The following is a 22,705-nucleotide window of genomic DNA, read 5'->3' on the forward strand; positions in this document are numbered from 1 at the left end:
ATAAGTAAATAAAAATCAATTGCAGGGCATAAAGGAGAAAAAAATATGACTCAGTTTGATGATGAAATATTATTAAAAGTATTAAAAACTAATGATACAGAAATGTACACATTAGCAGAAATTCATAAGATAATATTACAAAATGATATTAAATGCAGTATAGAAGAAATTAGAAAAAAAATTCATATTTTATTGTGCGATGGTTACTTGGGTTTTGAGTTAATAAGTGATGGAATTAAAATGTATTTCGTAATTTTTTCTCCTGAATATTAATTTAAGGCACATTCAAAAAAATAACAAGTCCATTTACCAGACTATTTTCCATCATACTGCATTGGTAAATTGACCTAATAGATCCGCTATGAGGGCGATTTGCCTCTTTGGTTGATGAAAAATTATCTATGGTAACTTTGGACCTGTTATTTATTTTCATGTGCCTAAATAAGTATATTTTTACAAGATAGGAGGTTAGTATGATTAATGAACCTTTGAAATATGCAGTACTTAATAATAAAGGTGGTGTGGGAAAAAGTACAATTTCTGTACATATTGCACATGGACTTGCCCTTCTAGGGAATAAAGTATTGTTGATTGATATGGATGGACAAAATGATGCAAGTTTATTTCTTGGCATTTCTGATCAAGATTATAAAAAGACATTTTACGATTTGATTAACAAAAGAGAGGATGTTGAACTTTCAGAGTGCATAATTAATGTAAGGGATAATTTGGACTTACTCCCATCTAAGCACATAGACATTATAAATACAGAGTTTTATAGAGAATCAAGAATTGATTTAATACTAAAAGAAAAATTACAAGGCATAAATACCATGGAGTATAACTATCTTATTATTGACTGTGGACCTCAACGAAGTAAAGTTAATGATGCAGTTTTATGCTTTGTTGATAACATAATAGTTCCAGTTCAGGTAGAATCAGCATCCGTTAGAGCTATTGGAAATATATATGAGTATCTATCTGACTTAAGATTGAATCCAGAGATGATAGAGTTAATAATACCTAATATGTATGATCAAAGAACAAGTGAATCTAGGGAGAACATGCAGCTGCTTAAAGAATTATTTTCAGAAAGTAATTTTTTGGCTGAACCAATCAATAGAAGAGTAAAGATTACAGAAGCAGGGAAATTAGGGAAAACCGTATATGAATATGATAAAGATTCTGCTAAACAGTTTTTTAAAATAGTTGAGAGGCTGGTAAGCACAAATGCCTAGAAGTAAGGTAAATAAAGAGGTATTAAACAGTATTGATAAGATAAAACAGGAAATTAATAAAAAGAAACAAAAGGCTATAGAATCACATAATTCCAATGAATTTATACTTGAAAAAGATAAGTTAAGTAATGATAATTTAGAGTTGTCCAATAATAAAAGTATTGATAAAGTCAATATTAATATTGGTGAAGGAAAAAAAGACATCAATAAAGCAATCAAAAGTACAAAGAAAGTACATAAAGCTGCCAATAAAGAAACTAAAAGTGCTAGTAAAAGAACTAAAAGTGTGGCAAAAAAGTGTGAAAGTGTAGATGAAAAAAATAAAAATAGTAGTGAAAATGCAGATAAAAGGCAAGGCGATGAAACCAAGTATGTAATTTTTGTGGTGAACAATGAAGAATATGCAATAGAATTAGTTAATGTAAAAGAGATAATTAGGATACCAAAAATTAAGAAAGTACCTAATTCTGTTTATGTTGAAGGAGTATTTAATTTAAGAGGGGAACTTGTTACTATAATTGATATTCATAAGAGATATAACATATCTAAAAGTGAATATAAAGATAATAGCAGAGTCATAGTTATGGAATTTGGCGGCTGTATTGTAGGCATTATTGTTGATAAAGTTTTACAGGTGTTAGCTGTTCATAAATCATATATAAAATTAATATGTGAAAATACTGATGATACGAAGGAAGGCTATATTGATGGCATTATAATGATTGAAAATGGAAAAAGATTAATTATGATTATGGATGCACAAAGTATCATAAATATAAATGGTCTTGGAAGTATTTTAGTCAATGCATATAAAAAATCAAATGAAAAAGTATCAGCTTTTATTAAGGATATTGAAGAAAATGAGCAGCTAATAATTTTTAGTATAAATGATGTTGAGTATGCATTTCATATATCCGAAATAAAGGAAGTTATTAGAATTCCAAATGTTGTAAAGGTACCAAATTCTTCGGATTTTATAGAAGGTATTATTTCATTAAGAAATGAACTCATTGGAGTAGTAAACCTTGCTAAAATTATAAATATAGATAGTGAAAGTATCAGCAAAGACCGAAGCATACTCATAGTTAATACAGGAAATTTAATATATGGAGTAATTGTTGATAAAGTTTCAGAAGTAAAATTGGTTTCAAAAAAAGATTTATTAAAGCCATGGCAAGTTGTTGGAAATATTGATGTTAAAATAGTGAAAGAATTTGCTAATATGGATAATGGTAAAAGAGTAGTTACAATATTGGATCCATATAATATTTTAAATCTTGAGGAAATACAATGGAATTTTAAGGTTAATGAAATCACTGAAATTGTTTCAAATAATTATAATAAATCTACATTAGATTTAAAAAAAATAATAAAAAGTATTGTGATTTTTAAAATAGAAAATGAAGAATATGGAATTAGTATTGATTTTGTTCAAGAAATTAATACAATTAATAAAATTACAAGCTTCCCTAATAGACAAAATGCTGTTGAAGGATTAATAAATTTAAGAGGAGATATGATTCCATTAATTAATTTACGAACATTGTTTGGTTTAGAAATTCAGAGTAAAGATTCTTATTTCAAAACTTTAATTGTAAAAATAAATAATAAGAAAGTAGGAATTCGCATTGATTCAGCATCAGAAGTTCTAAACCTTTCAGAGGATATATTTCAAGATTATTTTGAAGATTTAAATGCAGATAATAATAGAAGATATGTAGAGGGAATTATAAAGCCGAATGATGGTAAACGAATTATTCTTTATCTTAACATAAATGAAATTTTAGATTTTATATAAAATTCTATTCATTTGGTGAAAATTAATTTAAATATAATCAAAGAAAATAGTATGATAATTAGGGCGTGTCTGAGAACTATTTATTACTATATAAATAGTCAAATTAATGTGATTTACTAATAGAAAACAACCATTAATTAGAGTATGAATCTCTTGTTTTCTGGTTCTTTCTTAATTTTATTTGTTAAGTTTTTAGACACGTCCTAGTTTAAAATTAAAAAAAATTTTTATACGAGGAGAAAATTAAATGAAAAAAGTTTTGATTGTTGATGATGCAGTTTATATGAGACTTTCTTTAAGGGACATATTAGAAAGAAATGGATTTGAAGTTATAGGGGATGCGGTAAATGGAATAGATGCTATTAATAAATATAAAATGTTAATCCCAGACATTGTAACTATGGATATAACAATGCCAGAAATGGATGGAGTTAAAGCATTACAGGAAATAAAAAAGTTAGATCCAAATGCTAAGGTAGTAATAATATCTGCAATGGGTCAAGAATCTATTGTTAGAGAAGCAATAATGAATGGTGCTAAAGGATTTATAATAAAACCTTTTAAAGAAGAAAAAGTTATTCAGTCATTAAGTAAGATATAGCATTAATTGATGATGTTAAACTAAGTATTTACTTTTCCAATCTTATAAGTAATAACTTACTTATAAGATTGGAAAACCGTTGTAATTCATTGATTTTTATAAAAAATATCTCCTAATAAGCTTATATTGAGGTGTAGGAATAATTTTATATTTTCAATGAAAAAACTTTATGAAGATGATACTTTTATTGTACGCGTCAAAGAATCGACGCGTAGCGGGAGTATAATTTAAGTGATAAAATAAACCCAACAGAAAAATTCATATTCTCTGTTGGGTACAATTTTATATAGAAATAATTATTTGGTAGTAAGGGGATGTAGCTAGATTTGTGTAAAACAAATCTACTACATTCTTTTTTTGTATTGTTTGATGGTAGATTTGGAATAATATACTTGAAAATAATAAGGGAGGATTCCAAATGAAAGTACCAGATATTAATTATCAAGAAGAAATTAAAAAGTGTAAAAGCATGGATGATGTTGTAGGTAAGAATGGATTGATGCAAAAGCTATTAAAAGATGTTATGCAACAATTGCTTGAAGCGGAAATGGATGAACATTTAGGCAGAGAGAAGTATGAAAGAGCCGATAACGAAAGTGAAAAGAATTATCGAAATGGTTATTCTAAAAAAGATGTTAGAAGTAGTTACGGGGAGGTACCTTTAGATATTCCACGAGACAGAAAATCAGAGTTTGAGCCAAGAGCAATTCGAAAGTATGAAACAGAATGTAGTGAACTGGATAAAAAAATAATTGGTTTGTATGCACGTGGAATGTCTACAAGAGATATTCAATCCGAACTCGAAGAGCTCTATGGTATAGATGTCTCTCCATCAATGATATCGAAAATAACAGATAAAGTGATGGACGCAGCAGCAGAATGGCAAAACAGAATGTTAGACCCAGTATATCCTATAGTATATATGGATGCGGTTCATTTTAAGGTAAGAGATGAACATAGAATTGTTTCTAAAGCAGCATATATTTGTATGGGAGTTGATATGAATGGCTATAAAGATATTTTAGGAATTTGGATAGGCGAAGCTGAAGGTGCAAAATTTTGGTTAAGTGTATGCAATGATTTAAATAATCGTGGCGTTAAAGACATCTTAATTGCATGTATGGATGGATTAAGAGGCTTACCAGACGCAATTAGAGCTGTTTTTCCAAAGGTATGTATTCAAAATTGTATAATACATCAAATAAGAAATTCGATAAAATATGTCTCTTATAAAAACAGAAAAGAATTTATGAAAGATTTGAAGCTTGTTTATAAAGCAGATACAGAGGAAATTGCGCTAGCGCAGCTCGATGAGTTGAAGAAAAAATGGGATAATCTTTATGATTCTGTAGTGGATTCATGGTATGAAAACTGGGATAAATTATCTACATATTTTTCTTATACTAAAGAAATTAGAAAGATGATTTATACTACCAATACACTTGAAGGTTTTAATAGGCAACTAAGAAAATTCACTAAGATTAGAACTGTATTTCCAACTGATGATTCATTACGAAAGTCATTGTATTTAGCAACAGATCAAGTTATGAAAAAATGGACTTCACCACTTCCAAACTGGGGTGTTACACTTTTAAAATTTGAAATAATGTTTAAAGAAAGAATCAACGAAGCGTTAGCTGTATAGTTTGTCCATTTTATGAAATTATGCATATATTATCTTTTTTGGCACAAACTAAAAATATAATAATATCCAGTTTTAGTATTTCAAAAGAAAGATAAAAATATAACTGGAAATAAAATTTCCAGTTATATAACATATCAAATATTCAATTTACACAAGTTATTCTACATTCTCGGTAGTAACGTAAGCGTCAAAATTTTGGCACCTTTAATATTTTTAAAAGAAGCAGTAAAATATCCTAGTAAGGCACGAATACGCTTTACTAGGATTAATTTATTCCCTATCTTTAATTTTCATATTTTAGGAATCTTATTAGAGGAAGGCATAAGATTTTCCAAGCTATCGCTATAGGATAAATCTATCTTTGATAGATTATCAAATAGATAGACTAAATACCTTTCTACAACTAGATTATTAGCTTTGGCACTTTCAACAATGCTATAAATATTAGCACTTGAAGTTGCACCTTTAGCAGTATTTGCAAACAAGAAATTTTTTCTTCCTATAACAAAAGGTTTAATCGCTCTTTCAGCCGCATTATTATCAACTTCTAAACACCCATCTAATAATACATTTTTTAATCCTGGTAAATGCTTTTTAGCATAATCAAGTGCCTTACCTAAAGGGCTTCTTTATCTAAATCAGCGATTATAACAATCATAATTAATCCATCACTGCTTTTTCTTAAATCTGTGTAGCCGCAGGCAAGATAAACTTTTTCTACTTTATCTATATTTAACATTTTGCCATCAGCTCCTTTATTATTGAAGATATCAATAATATTTCACTTGAAGGGATATGTATTTTGGCTTTTCTAATTGATATTATAACTTCGTTTGCGGCTGATGTCTCAGTACTTTTTATAATGTTTGCATCTTCATTTAAAGATACAGCATGAAAAATTACAGTTTCTTTATTTATGTTTAGCTTTTTCTTGAAATAATGAAATTGACTTTTAGTCATATTTTTTCCTTTGCAAAAATTACTTAATCCCATATTTCCATTATAGGCATAAAATTCGTTTATAGTTTTTTTCATAAGTTATGGTTCGATTCTTTTCCCATAAAAAACACTTCCTTTAAGAATAGAATTTTTCTATATTTTATCAAAGGAAGTGCTTATATTCTATTTACTGAATTTTTGACGCTTACAAAACATCTACAGTATAGAACAATATATATCAAAATAATAAAGAGGATTTTATGAGAGTAAAAATAAACAGAAGCGTTATAGGTGAAAATTCAATTTTAATGTGTAGGTCATCTAGTGTATTTTTAGCTTTCAATAAATCATCGTGAAAACGTTAAAACAATACTTGACTAATGCAAGTTTTGGTAATATTCTTAATATATAAGAAAATATGAAACGTTTCAATTTTTAAATTTACTAAAAATAGCAGTTCATTTATCCGCACTAATAGGATTGATTAGTTATTCAAATGGATTTTCATTGATATAAATAAATATTGTATTGCTGTAAGTTAGAATTAACATTCAAATGTATTTAAGGAAATGGATAAACTTCGCAGAATAATTTAGTCATTTTTAAAGTATGTAAATATATTGAGAAATTAGATAAAAGGTGTGTCAATAAGAATTATCAGTGTGTAATTTAAAAAAGTGTATCAGTATCAATGCAAATAGTTTCCATGTACAGGTATGTGAAAAACTAACTATTTGTATCAAATGGTAGTTACGGAAGTAAGATATTGTATCTCCTCCAATCTTTAGTTTGAGTTAATCGCTATTTTTTTATAAAGTTTTGTTAAACTACGCTGTGTAATTGTATACATGTAAGGATTTCTCAAGTTGAGTTAACATGCAGTTTTTTGAAACTTATGATGTTAGATAAAATGTAATATATTAAAACTACACATTAAAGGAAGGTAATAATTCGATGAAGCAAATTGATAAGATTTATGAGTATATATTATCAAGTTCTAGAGAATTTACTAAAGAAGAATTACTAAAAAATAAGGGGGTTAGTGCACAGCAAGTTGCAGAACATTTACGAATATTAAGAAGCAACGCATCTAGGGAACTTAATACTCTCTGTAGGAATAAAAAAATAATTAAAATTAAAAATAGACCAGTTCTTTATTTTGATAGAGGACTATTTATTAAACTATTTAATGCAAATTTAAGTGATAACTGTGAAGAAGGTATAGAAATTAATCACTTTATTAATTTATTGGAGAATAAAGAAGATAAATCACCTTTCAATTCGTTAATAGGATTTAATAGTAGCTTGAAAAATCAAATAGAACAAGCTAAAGCAGCTTTACTATATCCACCAAATGGACTACACACATTAATAATTGGTGGTACAGGTGTTGGTAAAAGTCTGTTCGCTAATATGATGTACAAATATTATAAAAACATAAAAAAACTACCTGAAGATCCTCCATTTATTATATTTAACTGTGCTGATTATTCGAATAATCCACAACTTCTTTTATCACATATATTTGGACATGTTAAAGGTGCATTTACAGGGGCTGAAAAAGAAAAGGATGGTATAGTTGAAAAAGCTGATGGTGGTATATTATTCCTAGATGAAATACATAGATTGCCACCAGAAGGTCAAGAGATGGTTTTTTATTTTATGGATACAGGAAGTTATAATAAACTAGGAGAAACAGATAGGCATCGTAAAGCAAGTGTATTACTAATTGGAGCTACAACAGAAGATCCGAATTCTACATTACTAAATACTTTTATAAGAAGAATTCCTATAACTATAACTATGCCACCTTTTGATCAAAGACCAATTAATGAAAAATTAGAACTAGTACAATATTTACTTTCAAAAGAAGCACAGAGAGTAAATAAAACTATTAAGATTTCGTCAGAAGCTATTAAAGCTTTAATAGGTAGTACAACCTATGGAAATGTTGGGCAGTTAAAATCTAATATACAATTAGTTTGTGCAAAAGGATTTTTTGATTGTATTAACACAAATAAGGATATTGATATAAGTTTAGGAATATTACCTACAAATATAAAAAGTGGAATAATGGTTTTTGGAAATCAAACTAAAGATAAAACAACTATGTGGAATGCTATACCAAGTAGTATTACCATTCATCCAGATGGCGATAAAACATTTTTAGAAACAGAAGATTATGAAACTCCATTTAATATTTACAGAATAATAGAGAATAAGACTTTTCTCCTTCAAGAAGAAGGTATGAACGATGAAGAAATAAAGAGATTTATAAGTACAGATATAAATATACATTTAAAACAGTTTTTTGATAGATTTAAAAATGATATAAATCGTAGAGAAGGATTATTAAAAATTGTTGATAAAGATATTGTTGATTTTGCAGAAAAAGCAAAAATATTAGCTGAAAATAAATTAAATAAAAAACTTAATGAAAGATTTATTTATGCAACAAGTCTCCATTTTAGTGCATTATTTAATCGTATTAAAAAGAATAATGTTTCATTTGAATCAAAAATCGATTTATCAATATCAGTTGAAAGTAAGGAATACGAAGTGGCTAAAGAAATTCATGCCCTTATAGAAAAAAAATTTAACATTAGTATACCTAATGTAGAAATTGAGTATTTAGCATTACTTTTAAATTCAATACAAGAATCATTTCGTCAGGAAAGAGTTGGGATTGTAGTAGCGTCACATGGAGCAGGTATTGCAACTAGTATGGTTAGTGTTGCTAAAAAACTTTTTGAAGCAGATAATATTCTTGCTGTCGATATGCCTCTTGAAAGAGCACCAGTAGATATTTTGGATACTGTTATAGAAAAAGTCAAGCAAGTGGATGAAGGAAAAGGAGTATTATTTTTAGTAGACATGGGATCTTTAAATAGCTTTGCTGATGTTATTACAGAAAGAACTGGAATAAATATAAAAAGTATTGATATGGTTTCTACGCCACTAGTATTAGAAGCAGTTAGAAAATGTTCTGTTTGCGATGCAGATTTAAATTCAGTACATTCTTATTTACTTACCGATTTTAGAGGTTACACTAACAACATTACTACGCAACTTTCAAAAGAGAAGAAAGAAAAAGAAAAAGTCATAATTACTGTTTGTTCTACTGGAAAAGGAGCTGCAATTAAACTTAAGGGATTAGTAGAAACTGTTATAAGTAATATTGGAGCTGAAAAAATTAATATTATTTCACTTGGGTTAAAAAATTTAGCTGATTCTGTTAGCAGTATTTCAAAAGAAAGTAATATTTTAGCTATTATAGGTATAACAAACCCTAACCTTGGAGTTCCTTTTATATCTATAGAACAATTAATTGATGGAGTAGGGGAGAATATTTTAGTAAGTATTATAAAAGGTAAAAAGATTAATGTTATTAATAATAAAGGCGATAAGCAAGTAATATTTAAAAGTCTTTGTACACAAACAATTACTGAGTTTATAACATTCCTTAATCCTAAAAAAATATATCCTCTGCTAGATGAATTTGTGAATTTAACTGGAAAGTACTTAGACGTAAGTTTTGAAAATCCAGTTAAGTTAAGAATTATGTTCCATGTTGCATGCGCACTAGAAAGAATGATATTAAATAATGGTTTAGCATATGATGAGGATGACTTAGATTTTGATAAGAAAACTATAGAATCATTAAAAAAAGCTAGTTTGATTTTTAAAAATGCATTATCGATAAATTTAACAGATGATGAAATATATTATATTGCTGATATTATCAAGTGAAACTTGATTCAGGTGCTTTTGATCCTGATCTGAATCTTAGTTGAACTTTATCTAGGATTGTACCACTGTTATCTCACCCTTAAAGAAGAGAAAGTGTTACAGTGACTAGACATAAGATAAAGTGAAGTTTAATTGTGTCTTAAGTAGAGTTAATTTAAAATTAAATATTAGGTGAATTTATACTTAAAAGTGTCATAAGTTTTAAAAGCTAACTGATATTAATGGGTAGATCTAAAGAAGACTATCCATTAATATCAGTTAGCTTTTGTATATATGTGTATTAATTATATGAGACTATTAAGAAAATAGTGTGAAATGTAATTACTAAGTGTGTAAATTTAAAAACAACAGTGTAATTTTAAATATTTGATTATTAGGAAAACCTTTAATAATGCGAAGTCTACGCATAAACTCTTATTTACACTATTAGTTGGCATGACAATTGCTATATATATTTAGTATACAAATAATTTATTTAGTGATGAAAGGATGATAAAACAATGATCTCAGTAATAATAGGTACCCATGGTATGTTTTCAGAAGAAATTCTAAAATCAGCAGAAATGATTTTTGGAACTCAAGAAAATGTAGGCAGCATTACTTTTAAACCAGGAGAGGGGGTAGAAAACCTAATAGAAAAATATAACACTCTTATTGAAAAATTAGATTGTACAGGTGGAGTATTATTTATGGTGGACCTTTTTGGAGGAAGTCCATTTAATGCAGCTAGTATGATTGCAATGAAACATGAAAATATGGAAATTGTCACAGGAGTTAACCTTCCAATGATTTTAGAAGTTTTAGGAAATAGAGATGTATCAAGTTTACCAGAATTATTGGAAATTGCACAGAATTCAGGAAAAGAAGCTATAAAGGTCTTAGCTAAAAATATCAATGTAGACATGGAAGATGATCTTATATAAGTATTTAGATTTTATGAGAAAAATCACATGTAATTTAACATAAAAAACAAATATAAATTTAAAAAAGTGAGGAATAAAAAATGGAAATAAGTTTTGTAAGAATAGACGATAGATTAATACATGGACAAGTTGCAACAGTTTGGACAAAGGCTAGTGGATGTAATAGAATCATGGCTTGTAGCGATGAAGTTGCAGCAGATGATTTAAGAAAACAATTATTAATTCAAGTGTGTCCAACAGGATATAAGGCTTATGTATTACCAATTGAAAAGGCAATTGCAGCATATAAAAATCCTAAATTTGATAGTTTCAAAACACTATTCTTATTCACAAATCCTAAAGATGTTCTAAGAATGGTTGAAGGTGGAGTAGATATTAAATCTGTAAATGTTGGCGGTATGTGCTATAAAGATGGAACAACGCAAATCACGAATGCATTATGTGTAAGTGAAGCTGATATTGAAGCATTTAAAAAACTTCATGAAAAAGGTATCGAACTAGAAATAAGAAAATTAGCAAAAGATACTAGGATTGATATGATGGATAAATTAAAGGAACTAAAACTTATATAGTATATAAATTTTTTATATAGAATAAAAACCAGAGAGGGGAATTACAAATGAGCACTTTACAATTAATTTTATTAGTAATAGTTGCAGCAATTGCTGGTATGGGTAGTGTACTTGATGAAGCACAATTCCACAGACCATTAGTTGCATGTACACTAGTTGGACTTGTATTAGGAGATCTTCAAACAGGAATTATATTAGGTGGAACACTTGAAATGCTAGCACTTGGATGGATGAATGTTGGTGCAGCTATGGCACCAGATGCAGCACTTGCAAGTGTAATTTCAGCAGTATTAGTAATAGTAGGTAAACAATCAATTGGAGCAGGTATAGCAGTAGCAATTCCAATTGCTGCGGCTGGACAAGTACTTACTATATTTGTAAGAACAATAACAGTGTTTTTCCAACATTTGGCTGATAAGTATGCAGAAAAGGCAAATACAAGAGGAATAGAAATGTGTCATGTTATGGGTCTTGCACTTCAAGCAATTCGTGTAGCTGTACCAGCTGCAATAGTAGGGGTTTTAGCAGGTACTGATGCTGTAAATGCAATGCTTGCAGCTATTCCAGATGTAATTACAAGAGGATTACAAGTATCAGGCGGATTTATAGTTGTTGTTGGATATGCAATGGTAATTAATATGATGAATAGTAAAGCTTTAATGCCATTTTTCTTCATAGGATTCTTATTAGCAGCATTTACTAATTTCAATTTAATTGGTTTTGGTGCAGTAGGTGTTATTGCAGCAATATTCCATATTAAATCAATAGCCAATCAAGGTCAAGCTGTAGCAGCTGTTGCAAATGGTGGTGTTGATGATTCAGATTTACTATAGCTTACATGAGGGAGGATTAAAACAATGAGTGAAAAAAAATTAAATAGAAGCGATATAATAAAAATGTTTATTCGTTCAAATTTCCTATTAGGATCATATAACTTTGAAAGAATGCAAGCCATAGGATTTTGTGTAACATTAATCCCTGCATTAAAGAAGTTATATAAGGGTGATGAATTAAGTGCTGCGTTAAAAAGACACTTAGAATTCTTTAACACTCAACCTTTCGTTGCAACTCCAATTATGGGAATAACTGCAGCCATGGAAGAGCAAAGAGCTAATGGTGCTCCTATTGATGAATCATCAATTAGTGGTGTTAAGGTTGGTTTAATGGGACCTTTAGCTGGAGTTGGAGATCCGATATTCTGGGGAACTTTAAGGCCTGTACTTGCAGCATTAGGAGCTGGACTTGCATTAAGTGGAAGTATTATTGGACCATTAATATTCTTCTTAGGTTTTAATGTTATAAGGCTTGCAACAAATTGGTATGGAATATTTTATGGATATGAAAAAGGAACTCAATTAGTTTCTGATATGGCTGGAAATAAACTTAGATATCTTACAGAAGGGGCTTCAGTTCTAGGTCTATTAGTTATCGGTGGACTTGTATCAAAATGGACTACAGTTAACATTCCATTTGTTCTTTCTCAATATACAAAGAGTGATGGAACACAAGTTACTACAACAATTCAAAGTGTATTAGATAGTTTAATGCCAGGTTTAGTACCTCTTTTATTAACTTTCTTATGCATGTACTTATTAAAGAAAAAGGTTAATCCATTATTAATTATATTTGGATTATTTGCAGTAGGTATTTTAGGAGTTGCTTGCGGAGTATTACAATAATTTTTTGATTTAAAAATTATTATAGAAATGTTATTTAAAATTAAAATTTGTAAATTAGCATAGATTACCTAATAAATACAGTAGATTTAGGTTCTACAGTAGTTATATTAGTGGGTGATCTATGCTTTAAAAATCCTTTGTGTAAATGTTTACTGGAAAGAAAGTTTTTATATTACTACAAATTTATGAAAGTTTTAGAGAAATACAAATGAAATTTTATTAATATTTAGTAGAAAAGGGGTAAAAAATGAAAAAGTTAAAATTAAAGTTAATAGCAATAACAGTAGCAACTATGACAGTAGCAACGTTGCCTTCGGTAAGTGCGTCAGCAGCTTGGATGCAAAATGAAGGAAATTGGAACTATTTAAGTGATTTAGGAGAAATGAAGACAGGTTGGGTTAATGATAACGGCGCATGGTACTATCTAGACAATTCAGGAGGAATGAAGACAGGTTGGGTTAATGATAACGGTGCATGGTACTATTTAGATAATTCAGGAAGAATGAAGACATGTTGGATCAATGATAATGGTGCATGGTACTATGCAAATAATTCAGGAGAAATGAAGAAAGAGTGGGTTAACGATAATGGTACATGGTACTATTTAGATAATTCAGGAGCAATGAAGACAGGTTGGATTAATGACAATGGTGTATGGTATTTTGCAAATGCTTCAGGAGTAATGCAAACTGGTATAGTTCAAGTTGATGGCAAGACTTATTCATTAGATGTTGCTACGGGAGCCATGCAAGTAGGAAATGTAACAATCAATGGAAACGTCTATACTTTTGCACAAAGTGGAGAAGCAATAGGAAAAGATGTAGTACCATCTAAAATATTTAATTCAAATGGAGTTCAATTGACTGCTACTAATACTTCAGGGAATGATACTAATGCATCAGATGCTTCAAATACATCAGCATCAAGTCAACAAAATAGTTCAAGCAGTAGTAGTAGTCATCATAGTAATAATAGCAGTAAAGTTTCTAAAGTAGGATTAACAGATGCAATAACGGCAGCAAAAACAAAATATACAGCTGCAGTAGAAGGAACAGAAAATGGACAGTATAAAGTTGGGGCAAAGGCCACATTTAAAATAGCTATTGATGCAGCACAAACGGTTGTAGATAATACAGGTTCTATGCAAAAAGATATAGATTCAGCAGTAACAGCACTTGCATCTGCTACTACTATATTTGATAATAGTATTAATAAAGATGTTAATTCAAGTGTTGCAACTAATTATTTAGAAAATTATCGTGAACAATATCACTATTCTCCGGCTAAAGCTTGGACAAATGATCCAAATGGAATGGTTTACTTTGATGGAGAATATCATTTATTCTATCAGTATAATCCAGATGCCTCAGTATGGGGACCAATGCATTGGGGACATGCTGTTAGTAAAGATTTGATTCATTGGACAGAGTTACCTATTGCTTTAACACCAGACGATGGTGGAACTATTTATTCAGGATCAGCGGTTGTAGATAAAGATAATACCAGTGGTTTCTTTGATGGGATAGAAGGTGGTGGATTGGTTGCAATTTATACACAAGATTATAAAGATGAAAATGGAAATGAAAAACAAAAACAAAGCATTGCCTATAGTACAGATAATGGAAGAACATGGACAAAATATGCTGGTAATCCTGTAATAGCAGCAGATGCTGATCCATTAAACAATTCAGCATTTAGAGACCCTAAAGTATTCTATAATGAAGAAGCTGGAAAATGGTTTATGGCAGTAGCAGGAGGGCCACTAAGATTTTTCTCATCAGATAATTTAAAAGATTGGAAACCAGAAGGTATGGATTCAAGTATTACTACTGAGTGCCCAGATTTCTATAAGCTAGAAGTTGGAGATACTGGAACATATAAGTGGGTATTAAGTGAAGGTGGAAGATATTATAGAGTTGGAGATTTTAAACAAGTAGATGGAGTCTGGAAATTTATTTCTGATAGTGATGACCATTTACCTATGAATTTTGCTAAAGACGCATATGCAGCACAAACTTATTATGGTACAGGTGAAAACGGTACACCAGATGGAAGAAGAATTATGATTAATTGGATGAATAACTGGGATTACTGCAATAATGTTGCTCCTATAACAAAGACTTTTAATGGATCTTTTGATTTACAAACTGAGTTAAAATTAGTTAACACAGATGCAGGAATTCGTTTAATACAACAACCAATAGACGAATATAAAACTTTACGTAAATCACCTACGATTTTTAATAATGTTACAATTTCTCCAGATCAGCCTAATATTATGAGTGGTTTATCAGGAAGCCAATACGAAATTGTAGCAGAGTTCACACCTGATGCATCTACAACAGAAGTTGGATTCAAATTAAGAGTTGGAAAATCTGCAGATCAGGAAACTATAGTTAAATATAATACTCAAACTGAAGAAGTAACACTTGACCGTTCAAAATCAGGAAAGTCACCAAGTGCAGATAAATTTTTACAAGCTTATAGTCAAAAAATGGGTAAAACATCTGATGGTAAGATTCAATTACACATTTTTGTAGATGCAGCTTCAGTAGAAGTGTATGGAAATAATGGTGAAGTAACTGGTTCAGCTCAAATTTTTTCTAATCGTTCTAGTGATGGCGTTGAAGTATATTCAGTTGGTGGAAATTCAACAGCTACAATTCAATATTATCCATTAAGTGGTATTTGGAATAATGAGGTTGCTGGTAAAGAGTCTGCATTAGTATCATTGAGTGAAGGTGATCTAGGCAAAAAAGTAGGTGATGAATTTACTATTTATACAGCTACAGTTCCAGAAACAGCAGAGCAAGGTGTTACTTGGAAATTTGATTCTAATATTTTAGAAATTGTAAATCAAGATGATAAAAAAACTACTTTTAAAACAAAAGGCGTTGGAAATACAAACTTAACAGCTACATCAAAAGATCAAAAATCAAGCAAAACAATTAATGTAAGTGTGTATGACAGCAATCCAAGCAGTATAATAAAAGACTTAACTAATTTTGAAACTACTGGAGATTGGTATGTAAAAGATAACAGTTATACAGGAAGTAGTTCGGATGATGGCTTTGCTGTGGCACAAGAAACTAATGTAAGTGGAAAGGTTTCTACTTTGAAAGCAGATGCAGATGTGTCAGATGGAAGTACCGCAGGCCTTGTATTATTATCAAAAAGTGCAAATCCAAAGGAAGGTTCTATAATAGCTAATATAAATAAAAATGGTGAGTACAGAGTTTTTGTGTTTACAGGTATTGATGATAGTGGAAATGCCACAATTGCTGATTTAAATAGTGGTATAGTTCCAAAGACAGATGACAATATATATAAGCTAAGAGCAGAAGTTGGCGATGGTCACATTAAGTATTGGATTAATGATGAATTAGTTTGTGACACTAAACAACGCTATTATGAAACAGGAAGATTTGGATTAAATGTTTATGGAGGAGCAACATCATTTAAAAATGTAAATCTTAGTAATGATGTTCTAAGTACTGAAACAAGCATTTCAGGTTCGGGTTTGACTTTTGATAATACACCAAAAGACTTACATGTTTCTGATGATAGTTATGTAGTAGATGGTGGCAAGAACAACAATGGTTTTGCAATTTCAGACCAGAATATAGATACAGGTCAAGGAACTTATACTTTAGATGTGGACTCTAAAATGTTAGGTGATTGGCATAATCAAAATCCAGCAAATGGTGATGTAGCAGGAGTTGTATTATTTGCTCAAGGCGATAATTACTTTGGAGATGGAGGAATTATAGCTAATGTTGGAAAATGGGGTCATTATAAATTGTTTGGACAAGTTCCAGATGGGAATGGCGGTATGAAAGAGGTTACATTTGCAGAGGGTGATGTTCCAGAAGCACAATATAATAGATACCATTTAAAAGTAGAGCTAAATGGAAATCATATTATTTATTGGATAAATAATAAAAAGGTATGTGATATAACTCAGGATTATTATACAACTGGGAAATTTGGATTAAATGTATGGAATGGAGCATCGGAATTTAGAAATATAACTCTTACTAGTGATGCAGCTGTTACAGCTACAGCACCAGTAAAGGAAGAAGTTCCAGTATCAAAAGTAGCTGATACTATAGAAGGTGATATTACCGTTACTACAGGAGCAGCTGTTACAGTTGCAGAGCCAGTAACCGGAGAAGTTCCAGTATCAACAATAGCTGATACTACAGAATATACAGCAACAATTACATGGAGTGAAGCTCCAGTAATATTTGAATCAAACAAAGTATACACAGCGAAAATAACAATCAGGCCAAAAGCAGGTTATACATTAATAGGTGTGCCAAAAGACTTCTTTACAGTAGAAGGAGCAACATCAGTAACAAATGATGCTAATTCGGGAGTTATAACAGCAGTATTCCCGGCAACAAATTAATTCTAAGCAAAAAGTGGTCAAGAATTAGGTATATAAGAAAATTATATAGCTAATTTTACTATAATTAATTAAGAAATTCTAAAAATTTTAAAATACTAGTTATTAATAAAATAGCATAAATAACTATATTATGATGAATTAAAGAATCATATGGCGATAGCTTAAATTTAACGGGGTTAATATAATGTATTTTACTCCAAAGTAGATGAAATTCGTATAGCTGTTAATATTATTCAAAAGTAATGAGAGAAGAGGAAAAGAAATGAAAAAATTAAAGTCAAAGTTATAGTTGCAACTACGACAATAGCAACAATAGTACATTCAATAGGAACTTCAGCAGCTTGGAAACAAAATCAAGGAAATTGGTACTATTTAGATAATTCAGGAGCAATGAAGACAGGTTGGATTAATGACAATGGTGTATGGTATTTTGCAAATGCTTCAGGAGTAATGCAAACTGGTATAGTTCAAGTTGATGGTAAGAATTATTCATTTACAAGTGTAGTCACAACAACAGGTGCAGGAGTAACAATAACAACAGATGAAAGTGAGGATGTAAAAGTAACTGATTAAGCTTAATTTGCATATTACAAAAAAGCAGCAGCACTCAATCATGTAAGAGAAAAAGGGCTTTATCAAAATAAATTTGATACTAGCCGATAAAAAATGGATTCATTAATTTGAATCCATTTTTTTGCGCATAATATTTATATGAAAAACAAAGATATTATACCTATGCATCAAATAGGTTTCTCAATTGATTGTTAATTAGCAAGATATCATTATCTTTATTTGCACAACTGTAGAAAAAAACGTTTGATTTTATAGCCAGAATATCTTTCATGTGCCTAAATTTGATGATAAATTATACTAAAATAAACATTATGTTGTATAATTTAATCAAAGTATATTAAAAATGTAAGGAGAAAGAAAAATGGCCACCATTAAAGATGTTGCAAAAAAAGCAGGTGTGTCTGTTGGATCTGTATCAAGATTTATAAACAATTTTGAAGTGAAACCTAAAACAAGACTTGCAATAGAAAAAGCTATAAAGGAACTTGATTATGAACCAAATATTTATGCTAGAGGATTTAAAGTTAATAAAACCAATACAATTGCTCTTATAATTCCAACAGTATGGAATCCATTTTTTGGAGAATTAGCTTTTAATATAGAAAAAAGTTTAAGAGATTATGGTATGAAGATGATATTGTGTAATTCAGGAAATGATTATGAAATTGAATTACAGTATATAACTATGGCAAAACAGAATAAAGTTGATGGAATTATTTCAATAACTTATAGTGATGTAGATAAATATGTACATTCAAATATGCCAATAATAAGTATTGATAGGTATTTTTCCGAAGATATAACATATGTAACTAGTGATAATTTTGAAGGAGGGAGAATGGCAGCTGAAGAGTTGATGAAAAGTGGTTGTAAAAGTATAGCATTTATAGGGCGAGGGTCAAAAATAGATAATGCTACAAGAAACAGAAAAAAAGGTTTCGTAAATTATTGTGAAGAAAATCACATACATTATGAAATTTGTGATTCATTGGGAGAATCACAAAATTTCAAAAAAAAATTAGATAAATTTCTATATGATAATTTGAAAAATGTTAAAAAAATTGATGGAATATTTACAGTAACTGATGAACATGCATTTAAAGTAATTGGAAAATTAAACAAGTTGAATGTTGATGTACCTGAGGATGTACAAATAATAGGATATGATGGAATTAAATCACATAATAACGATACAATTAAAATATCGACTATAAGGCAACCTATTGAAAGCATAGCTAATGAGTCTGTAAAAGCATTAATTAATATAATTAATAATAAAGAAATAGAAAAGGAAATAATACTACCAGTAAGGTTCATAAAAGGGTTCACAACTAAATAAAATTATATATTATTCTAGGCTCATGAAAGAAAATAACAAGTCCAAAATGCCATGATTATTCTTCAATCAGGCAAGGAAGCAGATTGGTCTCATAGCTGGCTTATTAGGGTAATCTGCTAACGAAGCATGATGGAAAATAGACTTGGCAGATGTACTTGTTATTTTTTTGATTGTGCCTTAAGTTGAAGTAAGAATTTAATAATTAAATTCTATTTCAGGTTTTTTACTTGACTTAATTATAATGTAAACTTAATTTGATTCAGACTAGGAGATTTAAAATTAAACATAAATGAAAATATGTACTGAATGGACAAATAATGTGAAATTTTTTATAAACAATCATTTAATTTTAATAACGAATATTTTAAGTAGAAATTAATAAATAAAAATGATAAATAAAAAATGAAAATGGTGTAAATAATGCTTGACTAGGATTAATTTTCGTAATATATTTAACATATAAAAATGAAACGTTTCAATTTTATAAAAGGGAGTGTGAATGGAAAATTTTGAAATGTATTAGCTATAAATATTGCTAAAGTTGGGTAGCGAGGTACAGTTTTACCTGTAATAGTATCATCATTTGTATTAGCAAAATTAGAATGCAAATTACGATAAAGTATTGGCACCATCTTTCATCTAAGGACTTAGTAAATTGGAAAGATTGTGGCATTGCATTAGAACCAGATAGATATTTTGATAGTTATGGAGTGTTTTCAGGTACAGGTTTAGTCAAGGATAATAAATTGTATTTATTTTATACAGGAAATACAAGAGATAAAGATTGGATTAGACATCCATATCAATGTTTAGCAATAATGGATAAAGATAGTCAAATTAAAAAAATGGATAAGCCAATAATAGATAGGCAGCCAGATGGATATACAGATAATTTTAGAGATCCGAAGGTATTCAAAAAGAAAGATAAATACTATTGCTTAATAGGGGCAGAGATTAAAGATAATCAAGGAACAATAGTTTATTATGAATCAGATGATGTACTGTCTTGGAAATTTAGAGGAGAAATAATTACTAAGTTCAAAGGTAATAGTGGATTTATGTGGGAGTGTCCAGATTATTTTGAATTTGAAGATAAAGGAATATTAATGTTTTCACCACAAGGAATTGAACCAGATGGCGACAAATATTTAAATATATTTCAATCTGGATATTTAGTGGGAGATAAAATTAATTTTGAAGATGGAGTATTTAATCATACAGAATTTACTGAATTAGATAGAGGCTTTGATTTTTATGCACCTCAAACAATGGAAGATGAGAATGGAAGAATTAAAACGTTTCAGAAAAGAAAAGAGAGAAATGTCATTTAAATTAAAAGATGAAGAAATGACATTAGATAACTTTAATGAAACAACATATGAAATTATTTGTGATTTTGATAATTTCAGCGGTGAAAGAATAGGCCTAAAGCTTAGAACAGGTAAAGACGAAGAAACAGTATTTTATTATGATTTAGAAGATAAAAAACTTGTTTTAGATCGTAGTAAATCAGGAAAGTTGTGTACTGAGGAATATGGGGTCGTTAGGAAATGTGCCATGGATTGCAAGAGATTAAAACTGCAGATATTTGTTGATACATCATCAATTGAAATATTCGTTAATGATGGAGAAGAAGTATTTACAAGCAGAATATTTACCAAAAGAGATAGTAATGGAATTAGCTTTTTTGCTAATGGAAGCACAAATCTAAAAGCGAATATTTGGAATATATAAATATGGAAGCTCTAATATATTTTGTGTTAATATGTATGATTTAAAGATAACCTTAATGTTTATTAAAAAATAAACATTGGTCTTTAGTAAAGTAAATGCATATGTTAATGTGTTAACATATGCATTTAAATTTAACTATTGATATCTAAATTTAAATTATGCAAAAGTATTTATGTGGTTTGTCATTGAGACAACATTACAGGGAATTTTATATCGTTAGGAAATATAGTATTACTATTGTTTAGGTTATTGAATAAACTAACTGTTGCAATTTCAATTTATTAAATAAGTATATATGATAGTGATAATAAAGATGAGATTATAAAATATACTGATCAAAAATAATATGGGGAGGTGTATTTTGAATAACGCTAAATATGAAAAAGAATTAGAAGATTTAAGAGAAAAACTTAACAAGGATGTTGTTAAATACATAGAGCATGGAAGTAAAGAAGAATATAAAGATTTATTAACTAAGAGTAGGGAACTTGATGAGGCTATAGTTAAACATATCAAGAGTCTTAACAAATAAGTTTGGAGTTATAAATTTGAAACTATTAAAGTAATGAAATGGTAGAGCTCTTTTTTACGCTACTCTAGATGGAGCAGATATTTTATTTTATACAGGCAAAGAGGCTATAATTAATGTTAAGAAACATGAAACTATTTTAGAAGTGATTAGAAATAATTTTTAATTACTTCTTTGTTGATAATCAATTAAATTGAGTCAAACATTAATAATACTAATTATTCACGTTACTATATCATCTGAATTAGCATCACAAACAATATTATATAAGTTTTTATTATGAATTTTAGAAATAGAGGATAGGCTTATTTTGTGAGTGTATCCTCTATTTTCATTAAAAATCAGTAACGTTCTTAGCAGTAAGCTTAGCATCAGACTTATTAACAAAGCTGTCAGCATTAGTCGCAAAAATGTCTTTTGATAGAACTGATATGTCCAGAATTTGATTATTATTAATTTAGATGATATAATTACCTAGGTAATTATTACTTAGGTAATTAAATAGGAGGTGAAATAAAATTGAATTTATATGGTCATAAAGTGAATCAGCTGGCTAGAAATTTTACAAAGAAATTAAATGAGAAAATTTCTCCCCTTGGTTTATATTCTTCACAATGGGGTATTGCATTATACTTATATGAAAAAAAGCAATGTACACAAATTGAATTGTGTCAATATCTTGGCGTAGAAGCACCTACAATTACTAGGACATTAACTAGGATGGAAGAAATGGGATTGGTAATCCGAAATGAGGGAAAGGATAAGCGCGAAAGACTTATAAAGCTTACAGAAAAAGCGTATGAAATGTTCTCTAAATGGCATGAAGCTGCTCAAAGCTTAGAAATAGAAGCTATAAATAATATTAATGAAGATGAACTAGAGATTTTTAATAATGTTTTAGCAAAAATGATGAAGAACTTAGAATAGAGTAGAAATATAAGTTTGACAAGAAAATATAAATCAATAAAAAAGGA

The 22,705-nt window shown here is 29.2% G+C and carries 19 protein-coding genes and 2 pseudogenes; 17 read left to right on the plus strand and 4 right to left on the minus strand.

Going from position 1 to position 22,705, the window contains the following annotated elements; genetic code table 11:
* Positions 1 to 45: 45 nt before the first annotated feature.
* The 5 genes from CLSA_RS09950 to CLSA_RS09970 all read left to right on the plus strand — a co-directional run bounded on the left by CLSA_RS09950 (position 46) and on the right by CLSA_RS09970 (position 5,282).
* Positions 46 to 273 carry a hypothetical protein gene (locus CLSA_RS09950; protein ID WP_022746134.1) on the plus strand — a complete coding sequence of 76 codons (228 nt, stop codon included), beginning with the start codon at positions 46 to 48 and terminating at the stop codon, positions 271 to 273.
* Positions 274 to 473: 200 nt separating this feature from the next.
* On the plus strand, positions 474 to 1,238 hold the full coding sequence (locus CLSA_RS09955; protein ID WP_022746137.1) for a ParA family protein: 765 nt from the start codon (positions 474 to 476) through the stop codon (positions 1,236 to 1,238).
* Complete coding sequence (locus CLSA_RS09960) at positions 1,231 to 3,036, plus strand: chemotaxis protein CheW (RefSeq protein ID WP_022746140.1); 1,806 nt, start codon at positions 1,231 to 1,233, stop codon at positions 3,034 to 3,036. Before CLSA_RS09955 ends, CLSA_RS09960 begins: the two co-directional genes overlap by 8 nt.
* 247 nt (positions 3,037 to 3,283) lie before the next feature.
* The gene (locus CLSA_RS09965; protein ID WP_022746143.1) at positions 3,284 to 3,637 is read left to right on the plus strand and encodes a response regulator; all 354 of its coding nucleotides are present in this window, start codon (positions 3,284 to 3,286) and stop codon (positions 3,635 to 3,637) included.
* Between the two features lie 418 nt (positions 3,638 to 4,055).
* Positions 4,056 to 5,282: an IS256 family transposase gene (locus tag CLSA_RS09970; RefSeq protein WP_022746146.1), complete on the plus strand. Its 1,227-nt coding sequence runs from the start codon at positions 4,056 to 4,058 to the stop codon at positions 5,280 to 5,282.
* Between the two features lie 290 nt (positions 5,283 to 5,572).
* On the opposite strand, the gene CLSA_RS24555 is transcribed toward CLSA_RS09970, so the two are convergent.
* The 4 genes and pseudogenes from CLSA_RS24555 to CLSA_RS09980 all read right to left on the minus strand — a co-directional run bounded on the left by CLSA_RS24555 (position 5,573) and on the right by CLSA_RS09980 (position 6,317).
* Positions 5,573 to 5,767: a hypothetical protein gene (locus tag CLSA_RS24555; RefSeq protein ID WP_022746149.1), complete on the minus strand. Its 195-nt coding sequence runs from the start codon at positions 5,765 to 5,767 to the stop codon at positions 5,573 to 5,575.
* A 30-nt stretch (positions 5,768 to 5,797) separates the two neighbouring features.
* A pseudogene (locus CLSA_RS24560) lies at positions 5,798 to 5,848 on the minus strand (hypothetical protein); the annotation flags it as partial.
* A 50-nt stretch (positions 5,849 to 5,898) separates the two neighbouring features.
* A complete protein-coding gene (locus CLSA_RS24290) occupies positions 5,899 to 6,021 on the minus strand; it encodes an IS66 Orf2 like protein (RefSeq protein WP_022746153.1) in 123 nt (40 codons plus the stop codon).
* The gene (locus tag CLSA_RS09980) at positions 6,015 to 6,317 is read right to left on the minus strand and encodes a hypothetical protein (RefSeq protein ID WP_022746156.1); all 303 of its coding nucleotides are present in this window, start codon (positions 6,315 to 6,317) and stop codon (positions 6,015 to 6,017) included. Before CLSA_RS09980 ends, CLSA_RS24290 begins: the two co-directional genes overlap by 7 nt.
* Before the next feature lie 858 nt (positions 6,318 to 7,175).
* On the opposite strand from CLSA_RS09980, the gene CLSA_RS09985 reads away from it, so the two are divergent.
* The 12 genes and pseudogenes from CLSA_RS09985 to CLSA_RS10030 all read left to right on the plus strand — a co-directional run bounded on the left by CLSA_RS09985 (position 7,176) and on the right by CLSA_RS10030 (position 22,658).
* Positions 7,176 to 9,971, plus strand: coding sequence for a sigma-54-dependent transcriptional regulator (locus CLSA_RS09985; RefSeq protein ID WP_022746159.1), 2,796 nt, complete (start codon positions 7,176 to 7,178; stop codon positions 9,969 to 9,971).
* 500 nt (positions 9,972 to 10,471) lie between these two features.
* Positions 10,472 to 10,894, plus strand: coding sequence for a PTS sugar transporter subunit IIA (locus CLSA_RS09990; RefSeq protein WP_022746162.1), 423 nt, complete (start codon positions 10,472 to 10,474; stop codon positions 10,892 to 10,894).
* 80 nt (positions 10,895 to 10,974) lie between these two features.
* The gene (locus CLSA_RS09995) at positions 10,975 to 11,466 is read left to right on the plus strand and encodes a mannose/fructose/sorbose PTS transporter subunit IIB (protein WP_022746165.1); all 492 of its coding nucleotides are present in this window, start codon (positions 10,975 to 10,977) and stop codon (positions 11,464 to 11,466) included.
* Positions 11,467 to 11,513: 47 nt separating this feature from the next.
* Entirely contained in the window at positions 11,514 to 12,299 is a 786-nt protein-coding gene (locus tag CLSA_RS10000) for a PTS mannose/fructose/sorbose transporter subunit IIC (RefSeq protein WP_022746168.1), read from the plus strand.
* A 24-nt stretch (positions 12,300 to 12,323) separates the two neighbouring features.
* On the plus strand, positions 12,324 to 13,145 hold the full coding sequence (manZ, locus tag CLSA_RS10005) for a PTS mannose transporter subunit IID (protein ID WP_022746170.1): 822 nt from the start codon (positions 12,324 to 12,326) through the stop codon (positions 13,143 to 13,145).
* Positions 13,146 to 13,392: 247 nt separating this feature from the next.
* On the plus strand, positions 13,393 to 17,556 hold the full coding sequence (locus CLSA_RS10010; protein ID WP_022746173.1) for a glycoside hydrolase family 32 protein: 4,164 nt from the start codon (positions 13,393 to 13,395) through the stop codon (positions 17,554 to 17,556).
* Between the two features lie 342 nt (positions 17,557 to 17,898).
* Positions 17,899 to 18,051: pseudogene (locus tag CLSA_RS24565) on the plus strand (N-acetylmuramoyl-L-alanine amidase family protein); the annotation flags it as partial.
* 439 nt (positions 18,052 to 18,490) lie between these two features.
* Complete coding sequence (locus CLSA_RS10020) at positions 18,491 to 19,468, plus strand: LacI family DNA-binding transcriptional regulator (protein WP_022746176.1); 978 nt, start codon at positions 18,491 to 18,493, stop codon at positions 19,466 to 19,468.
* A 602-nt stretch (positions 19,469 to 20,070) separates the two neighbouring features.
* Positions 20,071 to 20,799: a glycoside hydrolase family 32 protein gene (locus tag CLSA_RS23905; RefSeq protein ID WP_052334796.1), complete on the plus strand. Its 729-nt coding sequence runs from the start codon at positions 20,071 to 20,073 to the stop codon at positions 20,797 to 20,799.
* A complete protein-coding gene (locus CLSA_RS23910) occupies positions 20,789 to 21,202 on the plus strand; it encodes a GH32 C-terminal domain-containing protein (protein WP_236903654.1) in 414 nt (137 codons plus the stop codon). The genes CLSA_RS23905 and CLSA_RS23910 overlap by 11 nt, the downstream gene beginning before the upstream one ends.
* A gap of 361 nt (positions 21,203 to 21,563) precedes the next feature.
* Positions 21,564 to 21,734, plus strand: a complete 171-nt coding sequence (locus CLSA_RS23115) for a hypothetical protein (protein ID WP_022746177.1) — start codon at positions 21,564 to 21,566, stop codon at positions 21,732 to 21,734.
* Between the two features lie 516 nt (positions 21,735 to 22,250).
* Complete coding sequence (locus CLSA_RS10030) at positions 22,251 to 22,658, plus strand: MarR family winged helix-turn-helix transcriptional regulator (protein ID WP_022746178.1); 408 nt, start codon at positions 22,251 to 22,253, stop codon at positions 22,656 to 22,658.
* Positions 22,659 to 22,705 lie beyond the last annotated feature (47 nt).

It is taken from the genome of Clostridium saccharobutylicum DSM 13864, assembly GCF_000473995.1.
GTDB lineage: Bacteria > Bacillota > Clostridia > Clostridiales > Clostridiaceae > Clostridium > Clostridium saccharobutylicum.

What these genes read in the sequence shown, in the direction of transcription:
- CLSA_RS09965 (WP_022746143.1), top strand. Translation starts at nt 3,284, where the DNA reads ATGAAAAAAGTTTTGATTGTTGATGATGCAGTTTATATGAGACTTTCT.
- CLSA_RS09995 (WP_022746165.1), top strand. Translation starts at nt 10,975, where the DNA reads ATGGAAATAAGTTTTGTAAGAATAGACGATAGATTAATACATGGACAA.
- CLSA_RS10020 (WP_022746176.1), top strand. Translation starts at nt 18,491, where the DNA reads ATGGCCACCATTAAAGATGTTGCAAAAAAAGCAGGTGTGTCTGTTGGA.
- CLSA_RS24290 (WP_022746153.1), bottom strand. Translation starts at nt 6,021, where the DNA reads ATGTTAAATATAGATAAAGTAGAAAAAGTTTATCTTGCCTGCGGCTAC.
- CLSA_RS10000 (WP_022746168.1), top strand. Translation starts at nt 11,514, where the DNA reads ATGAGCACTTTACAATTAATTTTATTAGTAATAGTTGCAGCAATTGCT.
- CLSA_RS23905 (WP_052334796.1), top strand. Translation starts at nt 20,071, where the DNA reads ATGCAAATTACGATAAAGTATTGGCACCATCTTTCATCTAAGGACTTA.
- CLSA_RS10010 (WP_022746173.1), top strand. Translation starts at nt 13,393, where the DNA reads ATGAAAAAGTTAAAATTAAAGTTAATAGCAATAACAGTAGCAACTATG.
- CLSA_RS09950 (WP_022746134.1), top strand. Translation starts at nt 46, where the DNA reads ATGACTCAGTTTGATGATGAAATATTATTAAAAGTATTAAAAACTAAT.
- CLSA_RS09960 (WP_022746140.1), top strand. Translation starts at nt 1,231, where the DNA reads ATGCCTAGAAGTAAGGTAAATAAAGAGGTATTAAACAGTATTGATAAG.
- CLSA_RS09955 (WP_022746137.1), top strand. Translation starts at nt 474, where the DNA reads ATGATTAATGAACCTTTGAAATATGCAGTACTTAATAATAAAGGTGGT.
- CLSA_RS09980 (WP_022746156.1), bottom strand. Translation starts at nt 6,317, where the DNA reads ATGAAAAAAACTATAAACGAATTTTATGCCTATAATGGAAATATGGGA.
- CLSA_RS09990 (WP_022746162.1), top strand. Translation starts at nt 10,472, where the DNA reads ATGATCTCAGTAATAATAGGTACCCATGGTATGTTTTCAGAAGAAATT.
- CLSA_RS23910 (WP_236903654.1), top strand. Translation starts at nt 20,789, where the DNA reads ATGTCATTTAAATTAAAAGATGAAGAAATGACATTAGATAACTTTAAT.
- manZ (WP_022746170.1), top strand. Translation starts at nt 12,324, where the DNA reads ATGAGTGAAAAAAAATTAAATAGAAGCGATATAATAAAAATGTTTATT.
- CLSA_RS09985 (WP_022746159.1), top strand. Translation starts at nt 7,176, where the DNA reads ATGAAGCAAATTGATAAGATTTATGAGTATATATTATCAAGTTCTAGA.
- CLSA_RS09970 (WP_022746146.1), top strand. Translation starts at nt 4,056, where the DNA reads ATGAAAGTACCAGATATTAATTATCAAGAAGAAATTAAAAAGTGTAAA.